Origin of the sequence: Sphingomonas sp. IC-56, assembly GCF_021043375.1 — a bacterium.
GTDB lineage: Bacteria > Pseudomonadota > Alphaproteobacteria > Sphingomonadales > Sphingomonadaceae > Sphingomonas.
This window is the reverse complement of sequence record NZ_JAJNDV010000002.1, coordinates 89,511-111,304: the sequence shown is the minus strand read 5'-3', so window position 1 is coordinate 111,304 and position 21,794 is coordinate 89,511. Positions and strand designations below refer to the sequence as shown.

Genomic DNA, 21,794 nt, shown 5'->3' with positions numbered 1-21,794 from the left:
CCGGGGAACAGTCACGCACGAGACTTACAGGTCGATCAGCAGACGGGTCGGATCCTCGATCGCGTTCTTGAGTGCGACGAGGAAGGTCACGGCTTCGCGACCGTCGATCAGGCGGTGATCGTAGGAGAGGGCGAGGTACATCATCGGACGGACCACGACCTGGCCGTTGCGGACGACCGGGCGTTCCTCGATGCGGTGCAGGCCGAGCACCGCCGACTGGGGCGGGTTGATGATCGGGGTCGACATCAGCGAGCCGAACACACCGCCGTTGGAGATGGTGAAGGTACCGCCCTTCATCTCGTCCATCTTGAGCGTGCCTTCCTTGGCGCGCTTGCCGAAGTCGCCGATCGTCTTCTCAATGCCCGAGACCGACAGATCCTGCGCGTCGCGGATGACCGGGACGACCAGGCCGTTCGGCGCGGAAACCGCGACCGAGATGTCGGCATAGTCGTGGTACACGATCTCGTCGCCCTCGATCGAGGCGTTGACGGCGGGGATGTCCTTTAGCGCCATCACCGCGGCCTTCACGAAGAAGCCCATGAAGCCCAGGCGAACGCCGTGCTTCTTCTCGAACAGGTCCTTGTACTTGGTCCGGGCCTCGATCACCGCGGTCATGTCCACGTCGTTGAACGTGGTGAGCATCGCGGCAGTGTTCTGCGCTTCCTTCAGGCGCTTGGCGACCGTCTGGCGCAGGCGCGTCATGCGGACGCGCTCTTCCTTGCGGCCGCCGCTGGATGCGGGAGCGGCAGTCGGAGCAGCGGCAGGCGCGGGCGCGGCAGCCGGCTTGTTCTGCGCCGCGGTCATCACGTCTTCCTTGGTCAGGCGGCCGTCACGGCCCGTGCCCTGAAGGTTGGACGGATCGACGCCGGTTTCGAGCACCGCACGGCGCACCGAAGGCGACAGCGCGGCGGCGCCATCGCTGCCGGGCGCCTGACCTTGTGCGGGCGAGGACGAGCCATAGGAAGCGACTGCGGCCGGAGCGGTGGGTGCAGGCGTCGGCGTTGCGGCAGGCGCGGGCGAAGCGGCAGCGCCACCCTCGGTGATCGTCGCGATCACCGCGCCGACCTCTACCGTGTCACCGACCTTCACGAGCTGCTCGCCCATAATGCCCGCCACGGTCGAAGGCACCTCGACCGAGACCTTGTCGGTCTCAAGGCTGGCGATCGGCTCGTCGACCTTCACCGGGTCGCCCGGGTTCTTCAGCCACTCACCGACGGTTGCTTCAGTGATCGATTCGCCGAGCACTGGGACCTTAACGTCTGCCATCTGATTTCTTCCTCGTTCCCAGTCTTAGTTCTTGCGCGTCCGGCGAATCTCTTCGCGGACATTGTGGCCAAGCGCGTCGGCGACGAGCGCAGCCTGTTCGGTCTGGTGGCGCTTCATCAGGCCGGTAGCCGGTGAAGCGGCGGCGGCGCGGCCGGCATAGCGGGGACGCTGCGGGCCGATGCCGGCTTCGACCATGCATGCCTCGATGAACGGCTCGACAAACGTCCAGTAACCGTTGTTCTTCGGCTCTTCCTGCGCCCAGACCACCTCTTCAAGGTTGGTCATCCGCTTCAGCCGCGCGACCAGCGGCTCGCCCGGGAAGGGATAGAGCTGCTCGACGCGGACGATCGCGGTGTTCTGGTCGCCCGCGGCATCGCGCGCTTCCATCAGGTCATAGGCGACCTTACCGGTGCAGAGCACCAGGCGGCGGACCTCGCCGTCCATCGGCGCCTTCGGATCCGAAAGCAGGCGGTGGAAGTGGCTGTCGCCCAGGAAGTCCTCGGTCTTCGACACCGCCAGCTTGTGGCGGAGCAGCGACTTGGGGGTCATCAGGATGAGCGGTTTGCGGAAGTTGCGGTGCATCTGCCGGCGCAGCAGGTGGAAATAGTTGGCCGGCGTGGTCACGTTGGCAACCTGCATGTTGTCGCCGGCGCACAGTTGGAGGAAGCGCTCCGGACGTGCCGAGCTATGCTCGGGGCCCTGGCCCTCATAGCCGTGCGGCAGCAGCATCACGAGGCCGTTGGCGCGCAGCCACTTGGACTCGCCCGACGCGATGAACTGGTCGATCATGATCTGGGCGCCGTTGACGAAGTCGCCGAACTGCGCCTCCCAGAGCACCAGCGCCTTGGGGTCGGCGAGCGCATAGCCATACTCGAAGCCGAGCACGCCATATTCGCTAAGCGGCGAGTCGAGCACTTCGAACGATCCGTGCGGGATCGTGGTCAGCGGCACATACTTGGCTTCGGTCTTCTGATCGACCCAGACGGCGTGACGCTGCGAGAAGGTGCCGCGACCCGAATCCTGGCCCGACAGGCGGACGGCGAAGCCCTCCGACAGCAGCGAGCCGAACGCCAGCGCTTCACCGGTTGCCCAGTCGAAGTTCGCGCCGGAGCGGAACATCTCGCGCTTGGCCTCAAGCACGCGGCCGAGCGTCTTGTGGATCTCATGACCTTCCGGAACGCTGGTCAGCGTGCGGCCCAGGCCGTCGAACAGCTTCTGCTCGATGCCGGTGTCGACGCTGCGGCGGGCGCTTTCCGGATCGGCGGGTGCCGACAGGCCCGACCAGCGGCCGGCGAACCAGTCCGCCTTGTTGGGCGAATAGGACTTGCCCGCCTCGAACTCGCCTTCCAGCAGTGTGTTGTACTGGTTGGTCTTTTCGTCGACGAACGCTTGGTCGACAACGCCCTCTGCAATCAGCCGCTTGCCGTAGATCTCGGACACGCCAGGGTGCCCCTTGATCTTGGCGTACATCAGCGGCTGGGTGAAGCTCGGCTCGTCGCCTTCGTTGTGACCGAAGCGGCGATAGCACCACATATCGATCACGACGTCGCGCTTGAACTTCTGGCGGAACTCGATCGCGACCTTGGTCGCGAAGGTCACCGCTTCGGGATCGTCACCGTTGACGTGCAGGATCGGTGCCTGAACGCCCTTCGCCACGTCTGACGGGTAGGGCGAGGAGCGCGCGAACTGTGGGCTGGTGGTGAAGCCGACCTGGTTGTTGATGACGAAATGGACGCAGCCGCCGGTGTTGTAGCCGCGGATGCCCGAGAAGCCGAGGCATTCCCAGACGATACCCTGGCCGGCGAACGCTGCGTCGCCATGGATCAGCACGGGCAGGACCTGCTCATGCTCGGCGAGATCGTTGCGCAGCGTCTGAAGCGCGCGCGACTTGCCGAGCACGACCGGGTTCACCGCCTCAAGATGCGAGGGGTTGGCGACCAGCGACATGTGCACCTTGATGCCGTCGAACTCGCGATCGGTGGAGGTGCCGAGGTGATACTTCACGTCGCCCGAACCGCCGACATCCTCGGGGTTGGCCGAGCCGCCGGCGAATTCGTGGAACAGCACGCGATACGGCTTTTCCATGACGTTGGTGAGCATGTTCAGGCGGCCGCGATGGGCCATGCCGTACACGATCTCACGGACGCCGAGCTGGCCGCCATACTTGATGATCGATTCCATCGCCGGGATCATCGATTCGCCGCCGTCGAGGCCGAACCGCTTGGTGCCGACATACTTCTTGCCGAGGAATTTCTCCCACTGCTCGGCTTCGATCACCTTGGTCAGGATCGCCTTCTTGCCGTCGGGCGTGAAGGTGATTTCCTTGTCCTTGCCTTCCATGCGCTCCTGGAGGAAGCGGCGCTCCTCGACATCGGCGATGTGCATGTATTCCAGGCCGACCTTGCCGCAATAGTTTGCGCGCAGGATGTCGACGATCTCGCGCACGGTGGCCCATTGCAGGCCGAGTACGCCACCGAGATAGACCGGACGATCGATCTCGGTATCGGCGAAGCCGTGATATTCGGTGCGCAGGTCCTCGGGCAGGTTCTGGCGGGCAAGGCCCAGCGGATCGAGATCGGCGGCCAGATGTCCGCGCACGCGATAGGTGCGGATCAACAGCATGGCGCGGATCGAGTCGCCGGCAGCCTTAGCGATGTCGTCCTCGGACACCGCGGCGGGGGCAGGCGCGGGCTTGGGCGCGCCGCCCTTGGCGGGCTTGGGCGCGGGCTCCATCTGCGTGGGATCAAGGCCGGCGGTCAGCTGATCGGTCTCGCTCAGCGGCCAGCGCGGATTGGCCCAGCTGGGGCCCGAGGCGCTGTTCTCGAGACCTTCGAAGAACTGCTGCCACTGCGGCTCGATGCCGGTGGGATCCGCCTTGTAACGGCGGTACAGCGTTTCGATGAAAGCGGGGCTCACCCCGCCGGCGATCTGCTCGAAATCCAGGCCTTCATAGCCCATTGTCTTCATCCTCACTTCTCCTCTCCCCTGATGGGAGAGGGAGGTCCGAGCCGGAGCCCGGGAAGGTGCGGGCGAGATCGTGGCTTGCGCCGTCTCGCCCGCATCAGCCTCCTCCCATCAAGGAAGGAGGCTCATCCGTTTCAACCCTTCAGCACGTCCACCAGCGTCGAGCCGAGCTCGGACGGCGATGCTGCGACGCGGATGCCGGCGGCTTCCATCGCCGCTATCTTGCTCTCGGCGTCGCCCTTGCCACCCGACACGATCGCGCCGGCATGGCCCATGCGACGGCCCGGAGGCGCCGTGCGGCCCGCGATAAAGCCGGCCATTGGCTTCTTGCGGCCACGCTTGGCCTCGTCGATCAGAAACTGCGCGGCCTGCTCTTCAGCGTCGCCGCCGATCTCACCGATCATGATGATCGACTGAGTCGCGTCGTCGGCGAGGAACAGCTCAAGCACGTCGATGAAGTTGGTGCCGTTGACCGGATCGCCGCCGATGCCGACCGCGGTGGTCTGACCTAGGCCTGCGTTGGTGGTCTGGAACACCGCCTCATAGGTGAGCGTGCCCGAACGCGACACGACGCCGACGCTGCCCTTGGAGAAGATGCTGCCCGGCATGATGCCGATCTTGCACTCGCCAGGCGTGAGCACGCCGGGGCAGTTCGGGCCGATCAGGCGCGACTTGGAGCCCGACAGCGCGCGCTTGACGCGAACCATGTCGAGCACCGGAATGCCTTCGGTGATCGCGACGATCAGCGGCACTTCGGCGTCAATGGCTTCCAGGATCGAGTCCGCCGCGAAGGGGGGCGGAACGTAGATCACGGATGCATTCGCGCCGGTCTGTGCGACGGCTTCTGCCACGGTGTTGAAGTTGGGCAGGCCCAACTCCTCATGCGTGGTGCCGCCCTTGCCCGGCGTCACGCCGCCAACCATCTGCGTGCCGTAGTCGAGCGCCGCCTTGGTATGGAAGGTGCCGGTCTTGCCGGTCATTCCCTGGGTGATGACCTTGGTATTCTTGTCGACGAGGATGCTCATGCGGGCACCTGCTCCTGTAAGATGAACGCGCCCCGAAGGGCGCGTGGGATTAGTTCAGGCTCTCGTCGATGCCCTTGCACGCGACGAGCAGTTCCTTGACGGCATCGACCGAAACCGTGAGGTTGGCCTTGGCGTCGTCGGTCAGGTTGATCTCGATGATCTTCTCAACGCCGTCCTTGCCGATGATGATCGGCACGCCGACGTACAGATTGTCGATACCGTACTGGCCGGTGAGGTGCGCCGCGGCAGGAAGCACGCGCTTCTTGTCGTACAGGTAGCTCTCGGCCATCGCGATCGCCGAGGTGGCGGGCGCGTAGAAAGCCGAACCGGTCTTGAGCAGGCCGACGATCTCGCCGCCGCCCGAACGGGTGCGCTGGACGATCGCGTCAATGCGCTCCTGCGTGGAGAAGCCCATCGCGATGAGGTCGCTGACCGGGATGCCGCTGACGGTCGAATATTCGAGCACCGGGACCATGGTGTCGCCGTGCCCGCCCAGCACGAAGCTGTTCACGTCCTTGACCGAAACCTTGAACTCCTCGGCGAGGAAGTGGCTGAAGCGCGCGCTGTCGAGCACGCCGGCCATGCCGACGACCTTCTGGTGCGGGAGCCCGGAGAATTCGCGCAGCGCCCAAACCATCGCATCGAGCGGGTTGGTGATGCAGATCACGAATGCGTCGGGCGCGTTGGCGGCGATGCCTTCGCCGACGGCCTTCATCACCTTCAGGTTGATGCCGAGCAGGTCGTCGCGGCTCATGCCGGGCTTGCGCGCGACACCGGCGGTGACGATGATCACGTCAGCGCCCGCGATGTCGGCGTAATCGTTAGTGCCGGTGATCTTCGCGTCGAAGCCCTCGACGGGCCCGCACTGGCTGAGATCAAGCGCCTTGCCCTGGGGCACGCCCTCGACCACGTCGAACAGGACGATATCGCCCAGACCCTTCAGTGCTGCGAGGTGCGCGAGCGTACCGCCGATGTTGCCGGCGCCGATAAGCGCGATCTTCTTGCGAGCCATGAAATCTCCTTGCTTCCGTAAGCAACCGCACGGACGCGCATGGGCGTCCATGAACGGGGGCGGCTTAGGCCCATTATAGAGCCTCGGCAACCCGGGATTCGCTTAGCTTAGAATTATATCTGCAAATCGTTCGCAAGAGCAATAAGGCTCCGCCGCGCCAGAAGGATCGATGGCGCGGGGCTGTTTGCGTGCGTTCAACGTCTGAGACCCGCGCAGGGTCCGCACGACCGCGCCTTGGCCTCGACCCTGCGGACCCTCAGGGGAAGGACGTGCCCTTGCGCGCATCCTCCGACTTCTCTCCACGCTGCGCTGCCTGTTTGGCGCTTGTCTCAGCGCGGCGACGATAGTCTTCGGCCAGCACATCGAACGCCTGTTTGCGCGCGCCGGTCTCCGAGATCAGGCCCTTGCGGTTCCAGCCTTGCTGATAAACCGGATGCTGCCGGCGCGGCGAGCGGAAGTCCTTGAGGATCCATGGGCTCATGCCGCGCAGGAACGGTACCTTGGCCGCCATTTCCAGCGTGCGGCGGTAATATTCGGCCTGATACTCCTCGCTGAACTTGTGCGGGTCGGCGCCGCCATCGCGATAACCGGCCAGCGCGTCGGCGCCAAATTCGGAGAAGATGAGCGGCTTGGTCGCAGGGGAGCGCCAGCTGATGTTCGGCAGCTTGGCTAGTCGATCGTCGGTGTACCAGCCGTTGTACGTATTAATGGCCAGCACATCGAGGTCGGGGATCAGCGGATCGTCGATGGTCGATACGTCGCCCTCGCGCCGGCTGAGCAGCGCGGCGGTTACCAGCCGGCTGTCGTCCAGCGCGCGAACGTCGCCGATCAGGGTGCGCAGGAACTTGTTGCGCGCCTCGCCAACCGGCGTTTCATTGGCGACGCTCCACAGGATGATCGAGGCGCGGTTGCGGTCGCGGGTGATGTTCTCCGCCATCATCGTCCGCGCGGCGGCGAGCGTTTCCGGGTTGTCCCAGGCGACTCGCCAATAGAGCGGCACTTCGCTCCACACGAGCAGGCCCATCTCGTCTGCCAGGCGGGTGACCACTTCGCTGTGCGGGTAATGGGCGAGCCGGACGAAGTTGCCATTCAAGCCTTGCTTGATCTCGGTCAGCAGCGCGCGGGCCGCGGCGGGCGTCATCGCGCGCACCGGGTTCTTGCCCAGTTCCTCTTCGTGCATCGAAATGCCGCGCAGGAAGATCGAGTGGCCGTTAAGCAGGATCTCGTCGCCGCGGACTTCGATCGTGCGGAAACCGATTTTGTCGGTGAGAGTATCCGGGCCGGCTTCGACGAGCGTGTCGTAGAGGGTGGGAGCCTCGGGCGACCAGCGTTTGAGGGTCTTGGGGGCGGGGGCGCTGCCGTTCCAGATGCCGCGCGCATCGGTGGTGCCTTCGAATTCGAGATCGAGGGCGGGGATGCGGACGCGGACGGTGCGGCCTGCCTGATTAAGGCCATCTAGGCGGATGGTCGCGGCGATGCGGCCGTCATTGGTCAGGCGCACCCAGGCATCGTCGACATAGGTGTCGGGCACGGTGACCAGGGTCACCGAGCGAGTGATGCCGCCATAGGTCTCCCAGTCCGTGACGGGCGGCGGCACATCGGCATCGGTGCGCTGCGAATCGACGGCCACAGTGATCTGGTTGGTGCCCGCCTTGAGCGCCTTGGTCACGTCAAACGCGAAGGGCGTGAAGCCGCCCGAATGCCGCCCGACCTCCTTGCCGTTCAGATAGACGCGCGCGGCATGATCGGCCGCGCCGAAGCGCAGCATCGTGCGCTGTCCCGACTTTGGCGCGGCTACCTCGAAGTTGCGCTGATACCAGACCAGCCCCTGATAGAGGCGCATTTCGGGCGCGTGGCCGATCCAGGAGCCCGGAAGCTGGGCAATGGGCGAGCGCTGCAAGTCGAACTCGAACAAGGCGCGCGGCTCGGCGCGTTCGACGTCGGCGATGGTGCGGTCCTGCCAGCGGCGGCTGCTCGGGCCCGGCTCGCCGCCATGGAACCCGGCAAAGCCGTCACGATACGGATCGATCGACCAGCGCCACGCGCCATCCAGGCTACGATGCTCGCGCATGTCGGCGGCGACCAGCGCCGGGCGGGGCGGCTTGGACTGTGCCGCGGCGGCGGACCCGGTCGCGACCGCAACCACCCCAAGGATCAGCCGGAACATACGCTGCAACATGCGATCTCCTGTTGATTGTGCCGAGACGCTTAGTGCGCGCCGTGCCCCTCGGCCAGGTAGCTGTCCGACCGCATCTCCTGCAGGCGGGAGGCTGTGCGTTCGAACTCGAACGCGCCATCGCCAGCGATGTAGAGCTGGTCGGGCTCCGCGTCGGCGGCGGCGAGCAACTTCACCCGGTTCTCGTACAGCGCGTCCACCAACGTGACAAACCGAGCGGCTTCGTTGCGGTTCTCGGGCCCCAGGCGCGGGATGCCGACGAGGATCACGGTGTGAAAGCGCCGGGCTATGGCGAGATAATCGGATGCGCCGCGCGCTTCGCCGCACAGCCGCTTGAACGAGAAGACTGCCACACCCTTCAGGCACTTGGGCACGTGCAGGCTGCGCCCGCCCGAGACGGGGATCTCGGCCGAGGGAACATGCGCGCGGTCCTCGGGGGGGTAGTCGGTCAGGCGGAAAAAAGCGGCCGACAGCTCTGCAGTCGCCTCCGGCCCATTGGGCACCAGCCAAGTGCGCATCTTGCCCAGGCGGTTGAGGCGGTAATCCACCGGGCCGTTCAGCGTCAGCACGTCCATGCGCGCCTCGATCAGGTCGATGAACGGCAGGAACAGGTCGCGATTCAGCCCGTCCTTGTAGAGGTCGCGCGGGGGCCGGTTGGAGGTAGCGACGACGGTCAGGCCGTGGCGCATCATCTCGGTGAACAGCCGCGACAGGATCATCGCGTCGGGCGGATTGTTCACCACCATCTCGTCGAACGCGAGCAGGCGGATATCGTCGGCCAGCGCGTCGGCGACTGCGACGACAGGGTCGGGCGTGTCTTTCTGCCGCTCGACGTTCAGGCGCGCATGCACCTCGATCATGAATTCGTGGAAATGGACCCGGCGCTTGCGGCGGATGTCCACGCAATCGGTGAACAGGTCCATCAGCATCGATTTGCCACGCCCGACGCCGCCCCACAGATACAGGCCGCGCGGCGGCTCCGGCTTGCGCCCGGCCAGGCGCCACAGCACGCTTCCCTTGCGGGGACCTGCTTCGAGTTCCTGCGCCAACCGGTCCAGCCGTTCGGCGGCCGATTGCTGCTCGGGATCGGCGCGGAGTTCGCCGGCGGCGACGAGCTCCCGATAGCGGGCTAGGACTTTGCTCAAGGTGTCAGGCGGCGCTCAGAGCGCGCGCTCGGCTTCCATCTTCTTGATCTCGGCGATCGCCTTGGCGGGGCTCAAGCCCTTGGGGCACACGTTCGCGCAGTTCATGATCGTGTGGCAGCGATACAGACGGAAGGGATCCTCCAGCTGGTCGAGGCGCTCGCCGGTCATCTCGTCGCGCGAGTCGGCCAGCCAGCGATAGGCCTGGAGCAGGATCGCAGGACCCAGGAACTTGTCGCTGTTCCACCAATAGCTGGGGCACGAGGTCGAGCAGCACGCGCACAGGATGCACTCGTACAGGCCGTCCAGCTTGTCGCGCTGTTCCGGGGTCTGGAGGCGCTCCTTGCCCGAAGGCGTCGTGGTGACGGTTTGCAGCCACGGCTTGATTGAGTTGTACTGCGCATAGAAGTGCGTGAAATCGGGCACCAGGTCCTTGATCACGTCCATGTGCGGCAGCGGCGTGATCTGGATCTCGCCCTTGATGTCCTCGATCGCAGTGGTGCAGGCCAGGCCGTTGCGGCCGTCCATGTTCATCGAACACGACCCGCAAATGCCTTCACGGCACGAACGGCGGAAGGTGAGCGAGCTGTCCTGCTCGCCCTTGATCTTGATCAGCGCGTCGAGGACCATCGGGCCGCAATCGTCGAGATCGACCTCGAACGTGTCGTAGCGCGGGTTCTCGCCCGAGTCGGGATCATAGCGATAGATCTTGAACTTCTTGACGCGCGCGGCGGCGGCGTCCGCCTTGTGCACCTTGCCCTTGGTGATGCGGCTGTTCTTGGGCAGGCGAAACTCGGCCATTCCGTTGAATCCTTGGACAAACGATATTTGAGGGCGGGCTATGCCTTTCGCATCCGCAGTGCAACCCCATAGGGCACGCAAAGCTCAGGCTTTGTTGGCGAGCACCGCGGGAAGAAGGCCCGGAAAGCGGGCGTTGAAATCCTCGCAGCGAAGGCGATTGATGCGCTCGCGGCCCTCGACGCTGGTCTCCACCAGCCCGGCGGCGCGAAGTACGTTCAAATGATTGGAGATGGTGCTCTTGGGCGTGCCGTCGACGCAGGCGGTGCTGGCATTGAGGGAAGGACAGGCGACCAGCCGGGAAATGATATCCAGGCGCACGGGATCGGCGAGCGCGTGGAGCGCGGCGGCAAGGCTCACATCCTTGAGATCGGGGTGCACCAGGCGATCCATTCCGCCGATATAGGGCAGCTCAGCTGATTCCATAGTTCGGGAATATTGAACTATCCATTTTGCATCCCAGATCAGCGTCCGTCCCGGCGGCCGGCACCTGACCGGCTGGGGAGCGGAGATTGAAATCATGTCGAAGAAACTGGCAGGCAAGCGCGCGTTGGTGACCGGCGGATCGCGCGGAATCGGCGCGGCGATTGCCAGGCGGCTGGCGGCGGACGGCGCCGACGTCGTCATCACCTACGCCGGCAACCATGAGGGCGCGAACGCGACCGTCGCGGCGATCGAGGCCGAGGGCGTGAAGGGCAAGGCGATCCAGGCGGATGCGGCCGACAAGGCGGCCGTCCAGCGATCGGTGGACGAGGCTGCCGCCACGCTGGGCGGGATCGATATCCTGGTCCACAATGCCGGCGTCGCGACCTTCGCCCCGGTGGGGCCCGAGGCGCTGGAGGTGTATGACCGCATCTTCGGGGTGAATGTCGAGGGCGTGCTGGCTGGCACCGCGGCGGCACTGCCGCACCTGGGCGACGGCAGCCGCGTCATCCTGGTAAGCTCGGTCTCGGCCGATACCGCCGGATTTGCCGGCAACAGCGTCTATGCGGCGAGCAAGGCAGCGGTTTCCATGTTCGCCCGCACCTGGGCACACGATCTGGCGCCACGCGGCATCCTGGTGAACGCGATCCAGCCTGGGCCCGTCGACACCGACATGAACCCGGCCGACACCGAGTTCGCCGAGGTGATACGGAGCATGGTCGCGCTCAAGCGCTATGGCCGGCCCGAGGAAATCGCCGGCGTGGCGTCGTTCCTGGCCAGCGACGATGCGACCTACATCACCGGCACGACCATCGATGTGAGCGGCGGCGCGTTCGTCTGACGCTCGGTCCTCCCCCGAAAGGGGGAGGATTTGATCAGATGACGTCGAGCACGAGGCCGAGGTCACGCGCTTCCTCCGCCTCGATATACCAGTTGGAGGGCGCGCGCTTCTGCACCTCCTCGAACGCGATCTTGGAGCCGGCGATCAGGTCGCGGAAGCCCTCTTCCTCTATCCGGATCGAGTGCTCGATCTCGTGGAGATTGGCCTGGAGGCCAGCGATCACGGTCTTGAGCGGCCCTTGGATCGTGACCGTCTTGCTGATGATCCGTTCGTGGATCATGATACGGGTGCCGCGGGTTAGGAAACGCTTGTCTACCGGGAAGCTCGACATGAAGGTGGCGCCGGCGGAATAGACGGCGACCTTGCCCAGGAACAGCGTCTCCCGGCCGGTATATTCGCGCAGCAGCCGAAGCTCGTCGCCCATCAGTCGGGCGACTTCGGGGTCGCCGCCAAGCGTCGATACCGATACGACCAGGGGCCCGTCGGCTGGCGCATTGATCAGCTGCTGCCGGAAATTGGCGTACATGTCGTGATCGACGGGGCCGTGAAGCACGACCTGCGGCAGTGCGAGTAGCGGATAGCGTGTCGCCCGGCTGGTTGCCTCGGCATCCTGGGGAGCGGGCGTCGGGGTGCTGGGCTGCTGAGGATCGGTCATGGCAGCGCAACCCGCCCCGGGGACCATGGGTTCCTTATTGGCGCCAATTAGTTACCCGCCTTGATTGCTTCGGCCGCCGGGCGGCCTGTCGGTGCGCTGGCGCTGCCGGGCATGCGCGCTTCCAATGGCTTTAGCCAACGCGCCACGCGGCTGCCGATCGCGACCTGCGGATTGGACGGGGTAAGGCGGCTGGCCATTTCCCACTCGCCGATCGTGTCGCGCGCTTCCGCGCTCGCGGCCTCCAGAGGCTGCGGCTTGCGAAAGGCACGGTTGATCAGCGCGTCGCCGAAGAAGGTCCAGTCATTCTCGGCCTGGCAGCCAAAGGAGGTGCGCTCCGAAGAAGCGGCAGTGAGGAGCGCCGTGTCCGGGCTGGCGAGCATCGGCACGAAGATGCCCGAATAGCAGGCCGACAGGATCAGCACGCGATTGCGGATGCCGAGTTCGTCGAGGATGGCCCCGAAGCGGGCAGGGGAGAGCACGCCATAGCCCTGGTCGCCGTCGTGATAGGCGAGCCCGACCTGGGCGCCATGGCTGGTGGTATAGAGCACCAGCACGTCCTGATCCTTGTCCATCAGTTCCGCGACGCGGGCGAGCGCGAGGGTGAGCGAGTCCAGGCTGCCATGCGGGAGGTTGTCACCGGCGGTTCCGGTGCTTCCCGCAAGCACCAGCGTGCGGCCGACCGCGTCGAAACGACGCGACAGGACCTTTCCCGCTTCGCGCGCCTCGCGGCCGAACACGGCGTCGCTGTCGAGGGCGACCGAGACGACATAGGCGTCCACCAGGGCTTTGCGCTGCGGGGCCAGGGTGCCGAGCGCGGTGTCCAGCTTGCGATGCTCGGCGAGCAGCCATTTGGCCGAACGGCCGCGTTCGAGCTGCGGTCCCTGCTTCAGCGACTCCCCAATCTCTGCCGGCGTGGAGCCGAGCAGCGGCGGCCAATCCTTACTGTGGGCGGTCTGTGCGGTGGCGGGCAGCGCGAACGCGCTCAGCGCCGCCGTCGCGGCAATGCGTGCAAGAAGAGAAAAGCGCATCGGACTGCCCCCGCTCGTCGAACGGGGGCAGTCTGACTGCGGCTGGAATCAAGTCAAGCCGAGCAGGGGCTAATCCTCACCGAAGGGGGAGGGGTAGTCACCCCAAGCGACACAGCCCGGTCAAGTCGATGTCTCTCAAACTACGTCGGCGAGACAAAGAAAAGGCTCGCTTCCCGATCGAAAGCGAGCCTCTTCATTTAGGCCTAGAGGAAGACTGCTCCCCCGTGCAGATCAGTATACGCGCTTCTTCGGTTCGATATACGCGATGTCGTCGGTCAGCGTATATTCGTGGACCGGGCGGTAATCGATGCGGCTCTCGCCACCCTTGCCGCCCCAGCCATCGAACCAATAGACGGTGTGCTTCATCCACTCGTCGTCGTGACGGTCCGGGAAGTCCTCGTGCATGTGCGCGCCGCGGCTTTCCTTGCGGTTCACCGCCGAACGGATCGTCACCTGCGCCTGGCCGAGCAGATTGTCGAGCTCGAGCGTCTCGATCAGGTCGGTGTTCCAGATCAGCGAACGGTCATTGACGCCCACATCCTGCATCGACGCATAGACCTGGTCCATGTGCTGGATGCCCTCGCGCATCAGCTCGTCGGTGCGGAACACGGCGCAGTGGCGCTGCATCGTCTTCTGCATGTCGCGGCGGATTGCAGAAGTTGGGGTCGCGCCGGCGGCGTAGCGGAAATGGTCGAGCCGGCCGAGCGCCAGTTCTTCCGAGCCCTGCGGCAGCGGGTTGTGCGACGTGTTCGGCTTGACGATCTCGGAAATGCGCTTGCCGGTCGCGCGGCCGAACACCACCAGATCGATCAGGGAGTTCGAGCCCAGGCGGTTGGCGCCGTGCACCGACACGCAGGCCGCTTCGCCGACCGCGAACAGGCCGGGGACAACCGTGTCCGGGCCATCGGCGCCAAGGGTTACGACTTCGCCGTGATAATTGGTCGGGATGCCGCCCATATTATAGTGGACGGTCGGGACCACCGGCAGCGGCTGGCGGGTTAGGTCGACGCCGGCGAAGATCTTGCCGGTTTCGGTTATGCCGGGCAGGCGCTCGTGCAGCACCTTGGCGTCGATATGGTTGAGGTGAAGGTAGATATGATCCTTCTCCTTGCCCACGCCGCGGCCTTCACGAATCTCCATCGCCATCGAGCGCGAGACGACGTCACGGCTGGCGAGGTCCTTCGCGGAGGGGGCATAGCGCTCCATGAAGCGCTCGCCTTCCGAGTTGGTCAGGTATCCGCCTTCGCCGCGCGCACCCTCGGTGATCAGCACGCCCGCGCCGTAGATGCCGGTCGGGTGGAACTGGACGAACTCCATGTCCTGGAGCGGCAGGCCGGCGCGCAGCACCATCGCATTGCCGTCGCCAGTGCAGGTGTGTGCCGAGGTGGCCGACTGATAGACGCGGCCATAGCCGCCCGTCGCCAGCACGACGGCGTGCGAACGGAAGCGGTGGATCGAACCGTCTTCCATGCACAGCGCGATGACGCCGCGGCACACCTTGCCGTTCGGGCCATCCTCCATGATCAGGTCGAGCGCGAAATACTCGATGAAGAAGTCGGCGTCGTACTTCAGGCTCTGCTGGTACAGCGTGTGGAGCATGGCGTGGCCGGTACGGTCGGCCGCGGCGCAGGTGCGCTGCGCGGGCGGGCCGGCGCCCATGTTCTGCATCATGCCGCCGAACGGGCGCTGATAGATCTTGCCTTCGGCCGTGCGGCTGAAGGGCATGCCGGCGTGCTCGAGCTCGTAGACGGCGGCGGGTGCCTCGCGCGTCAGATACTCGATCGCGTCCTGGTCGCCGAGCCAGTCGGAGCCCTTGACCGTGTCGTACATGTGCCAGGTCCAGTGATCCGGGCCCATGTTGCCCAGGCTGGCGGCGATGCCGCCCTGCGCCGCCACAGTGTGGCTGCGGGTCGGGAACACCTTGGTGATGCAGGCGGTCTTCAGCCCGCTTTCGGCGATACCCATGGTGGCGCGCAGGCCCGCGCCGCCGGCGCCGACGACGACCGCGTCATAGGTATGGTCGATGATCTTGTATGCACTCGGCATTACAGCGCCGCTCCGGCCGTGAAGGCCACCTTGAGGATCGAGAAGATCGCGAGCGAGGCCGTCGCGATGGTGAAATACTTCAGCAGGGCCAGCAGCACGAAGCGGGTGTGGTCGTGCTGATAATCCTCGATCACGACGGTCAGGCCGTGATGGAAGTGATAGAACACGCTGACGACCAGCAGGATCAGCGGCACCGCGACCAGGGGCTCGGCGATCCAGCCGGTGAGCGTGGCATAGTCATAGTCCGGCAGCAGCGCGATCGAGACCAGGAACCACAGCACCAGGATCAGGTTCGACCCCGCGCTCAGCTTGTGGTGCCACCAGTCGTCGGCGCCTTCGTGCGCGGAGCCCAGGCCGCGGACGCGGCCGAGTTGCGTGCCGTTACCCAAGGTTCTTCTCCACGATGACGGCCCAGAAGGCGATGGTGAGGACGATCGCGACCACGAAGGTGGCCAGTGCCGAGCGCTTGTTGACGCCCAGCTCGAACGCCGCGCCGGCGTCCATGAACAAGTGCCGCACGCCCGACGCCATGTGCTGGAAGAAGGAAAGCGTCAGTCCGATGCCGAAGATATAGCCCGCCACGTTCAGCTTGCCCGAGTCCAGCGTGAACAGGTCCACGAACGACGCATAGGCTGCCGGGCCCGATGCCATCGCGCTCAACCACCACACGAACAGGATGGTGCCGACCGTCGCCATGCCGCTGCCCGTGGCGCGGTGGACGATCGAAACCGCCATGTGCGGTCCCCATTTCCAGATCGAGAGGTGCGGCGATAATGGGCGCGCCGTATTGCGGACGTTGGCCAAGGGTATTCCTTTCGGGTCGACGGCGCTTCCTTAATCCGGCGGGCACGGGATGCAAGCACGCATGCGCGGCGCGCCCGGCTGACTAACCGCGCCTTAACCACTTCATCTCCATAAGGAAGGCCAGGCGGGCCGCTTCCTCGGGGGCCGTGCAAGAGGACTGTGCGTACCGTGTTATCGATTGAAGACCTTCCGGCACCGGGCACGACGAGCGCTAGGATCGACTTGCGTTCGCGTTTGCGCGTGTTCGATCCCGAAGGCTCGCTGCCGGAGTCGGCCAAGGCGCTGTGGGAAGTGCTCGCGCCCGAGATCCGCGCGGTGTCCGAAGCCTATTGCCGGCAATGGCAGCTTTGCGCCGCCGGAAACCGCGGCTGGGCGCCTGGTAATATCGAGGACATGATCGACGCAGGCATCGTGTTCCAGCGCGACCGGCTTCTGGACGTGGGCGGGCCGGTCTGGGTCGAGGGTGCCGCGGCGCATGTCGCCCAGGCATTTGCCGCCGGCGTCCAGCCAATGGCGCTGCTGTCGATGATCAGCGCAGGCGACCGCGCCGCCCTGCAAATCTTGCTGCGCCATCTGGACCCGCACGACACCCGCGCCGCCGAGCTGATCGACACGCTGATGCGGCTGTCGGCGCTTCAAGCCGACATTTCCGTCGAAATTCACAATTCATACCGCGGTCACGGCACCCATTTCGCGCGCGAGCGGCTTGCCGCCGATCTGCGCGACTCGATCGGCGCGACCGTCGAGGAGGCTTCGCGCGAAGGCGAGCAGCTCCGGGCCCAGGCCGTGCAGACCTCCGCCTCGGCGCGCGGCATGCTGGGCAAGGCATCCGAAGTCGCCGCGGCCGCCGAGCAGTCGGCAGTGGCCATGCGCGAAGCCGCCCAAACCGCCGCCGGTCTGATCCGCGCGATCGAGGAGGCCCGCAATGAAGTCGAGGCCGCCGCCGACATCGCGACCCGCGCTTCGAGCCAGGCCGGCGCCGCCGTCGGCATGTCCGAGACCCTGAGTGATCACGCCAAGTCGATTGAATCGATCCTGGGCCTCATCCGCGACATCGCCGGCCAGACCAATTTGCTGGCGCTCAACGCCACCATCGAAGCGGCACGCGCAGGGGACGCCGGCCGCGGCTTCGCGGTGGTGGCACAGGAAGTGAAGAGCCTCGCCAGTCAGACCGCGCGCGCCACCGATGACATCGCCGCCAAGATTGCAGCCATTCAGTCGGCAACCCGCTCGACCGTGGAGACCAACGCCTCGATCCGCTCGACCGTCACCGAAGTTCAGGACAGCGCCCAGCGCATCCGCGCGGCAATGGAAGTGCAGGCGCAAACGGTCACCGCGATCACCGCGGCGGTCGACGAGACCGCCCTGGCAGCCGATTCCATGTCCGCGACCATCGGCGCCATCCGGGAGGATACCGAGTCCGTCGCTTCGAAGATCGATCGGGTGGGGCAGGGCTTCGCTGCGCTGTATGCGCAACTGGAAACGTTAAAGGGCAGCGCGGGCGACATCATCGCCAAAGTCGCGGCCTGAGGGGGGAGAGAACGGGTGTTCGACAATCAAGCTGCCTTGGAGATGGGGCGCAACACGATCGGTACCGTCGCCGACTATGACTGGGATGGGGCGATCACGAAGGGCTGCGCCGAGATCGCGCAGCTGCTTGCCGACGATCACGAGCGCATCGCCGAGGGTTTCTGGACGCACTTCCTGGAACAGCCCTTCTTCCGCAATCTTCGCGACGGCTTCGACGAACAGCGCCTTAGCGCGCTTCGTGCCCTGAGCGCGCGGTACAGCCGGGTGCGCTTCGAGCAGCCGTTCAGCGATGAATGGATGCAGATGGCGCTCTACCATGCGGACTATGCATACCGCATGCGGGTGCCGGCTTACACAATGCTGGCCGGCTTCGCGAACACCGCCAGCCTCACTATGGCGACCCTGGCCGAAAAGGTCGGCGACGACCCCGACCGGCTCCGCCGCCTGTGCGACACGGTCAGCCGCATCGGGCTGGTCGAGACCAACCTGATGGCGATGCATGTCGGCATGCTGGGTGCCGAGCGGAGCATCAGCAAGCGCCGCGAGCGCTCGACCGAGTTCCGCGACCTTATCGGCAATTCGATCCTGAGCGCCACCGAGGCCGGGAACCGCATCCGCGTGCAGGCGCAGGGCGCATCGAGTTCGGCGCGCGGCATGTTGGGCAAGGCGTCGGAAGTCGCCGCAGCCGCCGAACAGTCGGCGGTGGCGATGCGCGAAGCTGCGCAGACGGCAGCCGGCCTGATCCGCGCGATCGAGGATGCGCGCACCGAAGTCGAGGCCGCAGCCGACATCGCCACGCGCGCTTCGAGCCAGGCCGGCGCCGCCGTCGGCATGTCGGAGACGTTGAGCGAGCACGCCAAATCAATCGAGTCGATTCTGGGGCTGATCCGCGACATCGCCGGCCAGACCAATTTGCTGGCGCTCAACGCAACCATTGAAGCGGCGCGTGCTGGGGACGCCGGCCGCGGCTTCGCGGTCGTGGCGCAGGAAGTGAAGAGCCTCGCCAACCAGACCGCACGCGCCACCGACGATATCGCCGCCAAGATCGCCGCGATCCAGTCCGCGACGCGTTCCACCGTGGACACCAATGCCTCGATCCGCTCAACCGTGACCGAAGTGCAGGAGAGCGCCAATCGCATCCGCACCGCGATGGAAGTGCAGGCGCAGACGGTGACGGCCATCACTGCGGCGGTGGACGAGACTGCGCTTGCCGCGGATTCGATGTCGGCGACCATCGGCGCGATCCGTGAGGATACCAAGACGGTCACGTCAGAGATCGACACGCTTCAGCGCGACGTGGCGGAGGTCGACGACCGCCTGGTCCAGTTGCGCGACGCCGCCGATAGTTTTTCGACCTCGGTCGAGGCCTGACGCTTCCGCCTGCCCGGCCTTGCGGCTAGGGCAGGCGGATGACGAACATCCTGCTCACCGGCAGCAGCCGAGGCATCGGCGCCGCTATCGCGCAAAGCCTTACGGGTGACGGCCTGCGGCTTATCGGCCATGGCACCACCAGCGGCATTCCCGCCGACTTCTCCGATGCCGCAGCGCCCCGGGCGTTGTGGGAAAAGGCGTTGTCGGCGCTGGACGGGCGCATCGACGTTCTGATCAACAATGCCGGCGTGTTCGAAAGCAACCCGCTGGACCTCGACCATGACGATTGGGTGGCCGGGTGGGATCGCACCATGCGGATCAACCTGACCGCTTCGGCCGAATTGTGCCGGCTGGCCGTTCGCCATTGGCAGGCGGAGGGGCGGCCCGGCCGCATCGTCAACGTCGCCAGCCGCGCGGCCTATCGCGGCGACAGCCCGGCGCATTGGCACTATGCGGCGTCCAAGGCCGGCATGGTCGCGATGACCAAGTCGATCGCGCGTGGCTATGCCGCACAGGGCATCCTCGCCTTCGCGATCTGCCCCGGCTTCACCATGACGGGCATGGCCGAAGACTATCTGGCGAGCCGTGGCGGCGACAAGCTGCTGGCGGACATCCCGCTCGGACGCGTTGCCGCGCCCGAGGAGATCGCCGTACTGGCCCGCTTCTGTGCGTTGCAGGCGCCGCCCTCGATGACCGGCGCCGTGCTCGACGCCAATGGAGCCAGCTATGTCCGTTGAGCTCTCGGCGACAGCGCAGCCCGACAGTTGGCGCACCAGCTTCCCTTGCACCCGTGCAGAGGCCGAGGCGATCGACGCTGCCGAAGTGCCGCTCGACGCGGTGCTGATGACGACCGAGGAAGTGGAGGACGACCGGGAGCGGTGGCGCCTGGACGCCTATACCGATGCCGAACCGGACGCCGCGATGCTGGCTGCGCTGCGGGCGCTGGTGCCGAGCGCGGGCGACGTGCCGCCGGAGATCGTGGCACTTTCGCCGGAAGATTGGGTGGCGCTCAGCCAGGAAGGGCTTGAGCCGATCCGCGAGGGCCGGTTCGTGGTGCACACCAGCGCCCACCCGGTCGAGCCGCCCGCGGGCGGGCGCGCGTTCCTGATCGACGCCGGACGCGCGTTCGGCACAGGGCACCATGCGACGACCTCGGGGTGCCTCGCCATGCTCGACCGCATGGCCGACCGGAACTTCGCGAAGGTGATCGATATCGGCACCGGCACCGGCCTGCTGGCCTTTGCCGCCGCCGAGCTGTGGCCGAATGCTGCCGTCACCGCGACGGACATCGATCCGCACGCCGTCGAGGTCACCCGCGAGAATGGCGAGCGCAACGGGATCAAGCCGATTGAGCTGATCGTGGCAGACGGCGCGCTCAACGACGCGATCACCGCCCACGCGCCCTACGACCTGCTGATCGCCAACATTCTGGCCGGGCCTTTGGTGTCGATGGCGCCGGAGGTGGCGGCGATCGCCGACGTGGGGGCCACGATCGTCCTCGCCGGACTGCTGGAGACGCAGCGCGAGCAAGTGGTGGCGGCGTTCCAGGGATGCGGTTGCACCTTGGAAGAAATGGACCGTCGCGGGGACTGGACGATCCTGCGCCTGACCGCTGGCGCCACCCGCTACGTGCCGAATACGCCGCCAAACCCCAAGGGCCGCGACGGCTGGGCGCTGGATATCTGACCTGCGCCCCTAGCTGTTCCCCGGCGAAGGCCGGGGCCCAGCTTCGGGCTAACCCCGCGCGGGTAGGCCGTCCTCTCGGCTGCCTGGCAGCTGGGCCCCCGCCTCGCCGGGGAACAGCTAACGGGAATGCTTTACCCCTTTGCCTTGCCCAGCGCGTATTCCTGCGTGCCGCGTGTGATCACGTCGTCCTCCGGCAGGATCTCCGCGACCGCGATGTCCGGCATCTGCAACAGCTCGCCATAGAGCGGCGCGAAGTCGGTCTCGATCGTGAGGCGCAGCAGTTCGTCGAAGCTCGGGATCACGAAGTAGTTCTGCTGGAAGTCGTCGATGCGATACTCGGTGCGCATGACGCGCGGCAGGTCGAAGCGGATGCGGTTGGGGCTGTCGCTCTCCAGCGCAAAGCGGCTCTCGGCCGAACTCGACACGATGCCGGACCCGTAGATGCGCAGGCCTTCATCCTCCTGCACCAGCCCGAATTCCACGGTGTACCAGTAGAGCCGCCCAAGCTGCTTCAGCGCGCCGAGCTCCAGCGCCCGATTGCCGCCGCGGCCATAGGCCTCCAGATAGTCGGCGAATACTGGGTCGGCGAGCATCGGCACATGCCCGAACACGTCGTGGAAGACATCGGGTTCCTGGATATAGTCGAGCTGGTCGGGGCGCCGGATGAAGTTGCCCGCCACGAACCGGCGGTTCGCCATATGGTCGAAGAACACGTCGTCCGGGACCAGCCCGGGCACCGCGATGACCTGCCAGCCGGTCAGCTTCATCAGCCGTTCGGACAGTTCCTCGAAATTGGGAATGCCCGACTCGGAAAGCTTTAGCGCCTCAAGGCCCTTCAGATACGCCTTCGACGCGCGGCCGGGCAGCAGCTTCGCCTGGCGCTCGAACAGCGTGTCCCAGGTGGCATGTTCCTCGGGCGTGTACGCATCCCACCGCTGCGGGATCGTCCAATCGGCCGATGCGCCCTCGGGCGGGCGGTCCAATACGTGCGTTTCGTCTGCCATGACGGCAGCATAGCATGGCGCCC

19 protein-coding genes are annotated in these 21,794 nt (G+C 65.9%); 5 read left to right on the top strand and 14 right to left on the bottom strand.

The window, feature by feature from the left end:
• Positions 1 to 24: 24 nt before the first annotated feature.
• The 8 genes from odhB to LQ953_RS03685 form a co-directional block, all read right to left on the bottom strand.
• Positions 25 to 1,266 carry a 2-oxoglutarate dehydrogenase complex dihydrolipoyllysine-residue succinyltransferase gene (gene odhB / locus LQ953_RS03720; protein ID WP_231029329.1) on the bottom strand — a complete coding sequence of 414 codons (1,242 nt, stop codon included), beginning with the start codon at positions 1,264 to 1,266 and terminating at the stop codon, positions 25 to 27.
• 24 nt (positions 1,267 to 1,290) lie between these two features.
• Positions 1,291 to 4,224, bottom strand: a complete 2,934-nt coding sequence (locus LQ953_RS03715; protein WP_231029545.1) for a 2-oxoglutarate dehydrogenase E1 component — start codon at positions 4,222 to 4,224, stop codon at positions 1,291 to 1,293.
• A 140-nt stretch (positions 4,225 to 4,364) separates the two neighbouring features.
• Positions 4,365 to 5,255: a succinate--CoA ligase subunit alpha gene (gene sucD, locus LQ953_RS03710; RefSeq protein ID WP_231029328.1), complete on the bottom strand. Its 891-nt coding sequence runs from the start codon at positions 5,253 to 5,255 to the stop codon at positions 4,365 to 4,367.
• Between the two features lie 49 nt (positions 5,256 to 5,304).
• Entirely contained in the window at positions 5,305 to 6,267 is a 963-nt protein-coding gene (gene mdh, locus LQ953_RS03705) for a malate dehydrogenase (protein ID WP_231029327.1), read from the bottom strand.
• Positions 6,268 to 6,523: 256 nt separating this feature from the next.
• Positions 6,524 to 8,446: a glycoside hydrolase family 2 protein gene (locus LQ953_RS03700; protein WP_231029326.1), complete on the bottom strand. Its 1,923-nt coding sequence runs from the start codon at positions 8,444 to 8,446 to the stop codon at positions 6,524 to 6,526.
• Between the two features lie 29 nt (positions 8,447 to 8,475).
• The gene (zapE, locus tag LQ953_RS03695) at positions 8,476 to 9,588 is read right to left on the bottom strand and encodes a cell division protein ZapE (protein ID WP_231029325.1); all 1,113 of its coding nucleotides are present in this window, start codon (positions 9,586 to 9,588) and stop codon (positions 8,476 to 8,478) included.
• Between the two features lie 15 nt (positions 9,589 to 9,603).
• Positions 9,604 to 10,386, bottom strand: coding sequence for a succinate dehydrogenase iron-sulfur subunit (locus LQ953_RS03690; protein WP_231029324.1), 783 nt, complete (start codon positions 10,384 to 10,386; stop codon positions 9,604 to 9,606).
• Positions 10,387 to 10,470: 84 nt separating this feature from the next.
• Entirely contained in the window at positions 10,471 to 10,776 is a 306-nt protein-coding gene (locus LQ953_RS03685) for an ArsR/SmtB family transcription factor (RefSeq protein ID WP_231029323.1), read from the bottom strand.
• A gap of 127 nt (positions 10,777 to 10,903) precedes the next feature.
• On the opposite strand from LQ953_RS03685, the gene LQ953_RS03680 reads away from it, so the two are divergent.
• Positions 10,904 to 11,647: an SDR family NAD(P)-dependent oxidoreductase gene (locus LQ953_RS03680; RefSeq protein ID WP_231029322.1), complete on the top strand. Its 744-nt coding sequence runs from the start codon at positions 10,904 to 10,906 to the stop codon at positions 11,645 to 11,647.
• A gap of 34 nt (positions 11,648 to 11,681) precedes the next feature.
• Here the strand turns inward: LQ953_RS03680 and LQ953_RS03675 are convergent, their stop codons facing one another.
• The 5 genes from LQ953_RS03675 to sdhC form a co-directional block, all read right to left on the bottom strand.
• Entirely contained in the window at positions 11,682 to 12,302 is a 621-nt protein-coding gene (locus LQ953_RS03675; protein WP_231029321.1) for an ATP-dependent Clp protease proteolytic subunit, read from the bottom strand.
• Positions 12,303 to 12,349: 47 nt separating this feature from the next.
• Positions 12,350 to 13,330 carry a C13 family peptidase gene (locus LQ953_RS03670; RefSeq protein WP_231029320.1) on the bottom strand — a complete coding sequence of 327 codons (981 nt, stop codon included), beginning with the start codon at positions 13,328 to 13,330 and terminating at the stop codon, positions 12,350 to 12,352.
• A 231-nt stretch (positions 13,331 to 13,561) separates the two neighbouring features.
• Positions 13,562 to 15,376 (bottom strand): succinate dehydrogenase flavoprotein subunit, encoded by a 1,815-nt coding sequence (gene sdhA / locus LQ953_RS03665; protein ID WP_231029319.1) that lies wholly within the window; start codon positions 15,374 to 15,376, stop codon positions 13,562 to 13,564.
• Positions 15,376 to 15,765, bottom strand: a complete 390-nt coding sequence (gene sdhD / locus LQ953_RS03660; protein WP_231029318.1) for a succinate dehydrogenase, hydrophobic membrane anchor protein — start codon at positions 15,763 to 15,765, stop codon at positions 15,376 to 15,378. The genes sdhA and sdhD overlap by 1 nt, the downstream gene beginning before the upstream one ends.
• Positions 15,758 to 16,180: a succinate dehydrogenase, cytochrome b556 subunit gene (gene sdhC, locus LQ953_RS03655; RefSeq protein WP_269141283.1), complete on the bottom strand. Its 423-nt coding sequence runs from the start codon at positions 16,178 to 16,180 to the stop codon at positions 15,758 to 15,760. Before sdhC ends, sdhD begins: the two co-directional genes overlap by 8 nt.
• A 222-nt stretch (positions 16,181 to 16,402) precedes the next feature.
• Here sdhC and LQ953_RS03650 point away from each other — a divergent pair, with 222 nt between their 5' ends.
• From LQ953_RS03650 to LQ953_RS03635, 4 genes are read left to right on the top strand one after another with little or no spacing between them, the layout of a single operon-like run.
• A complete protein-coding gene (locus LQ953_RS03650; protein WP_231029316.1) occupies positions 16,403 to 17,710 on the top strand; it encodes a methyl-accepting chemotaxis protein in 1,308 nt (435 codons plus the stop codon).
• 42 nt (positions 17,711 to 17,752) lie between these two features.
• A complete protein-coding gene (locus LQ953_RS03645) occupies positions 17,753 to 19,081 on the top strand; it encodes a methyl-accepting chemotaxis protein (RefSeq protein WP_231029544.1) in 1,329 nt (442 codons plus the stop codon).
• A 38-nt stretch (positions 19,082 to 19,119) separates the two neighbouring features.
• Positions 19,120 to 19,818 carry an SDR family NAD(P)-dependent oxidoreductase gene (locus LQ953_RS03640; protein ID WP_231029315.1) on the top strand — a complete coding sequence of 233 codons (699 nt, stop codon included), beginning with the start codon at positions 19,120 to 19,122 and terminating at the stop codon, positions 19,816 to 19,818.
• The gene (locus tag LQ953_RS03635; protein WP_231029314.1) at positions 19,808 to 20,767 is read left to right on the top strand and encodes a 50S ribosomal protein L11 methyltransferase; all 960 of its coding nucleotides are present in this window, start codon (positions 19,808 to 19,810) and stop codon (positions 20,765 to 20,767) included. The genes LQ953_RS03640 and LQ953_RS03635 overlap by 11 nt, the downstream gene beginning before the upstream one ends.
• A gap of 131 nt (positions 20,768 to 20,898) precedes the next feature.
• Here LQ953_RS03635 and phhA read toward each other — a convergent pair whose 3' ends face one another.
• Positions 20,899 to 21,771: a phenylalanine 4-monooxygenase gene (gene phhA, locus LQ953_RS03630; protein WP_231029313.1), complete on the bottom strand. Its 873-nt coding sequence runs from the start codon at positions 21,769 to 21,771 to the stop codon at positions 20,899 to 20,901.
• Positions 21,772 to 21,794: the final 23 nt, after the last annotated feature.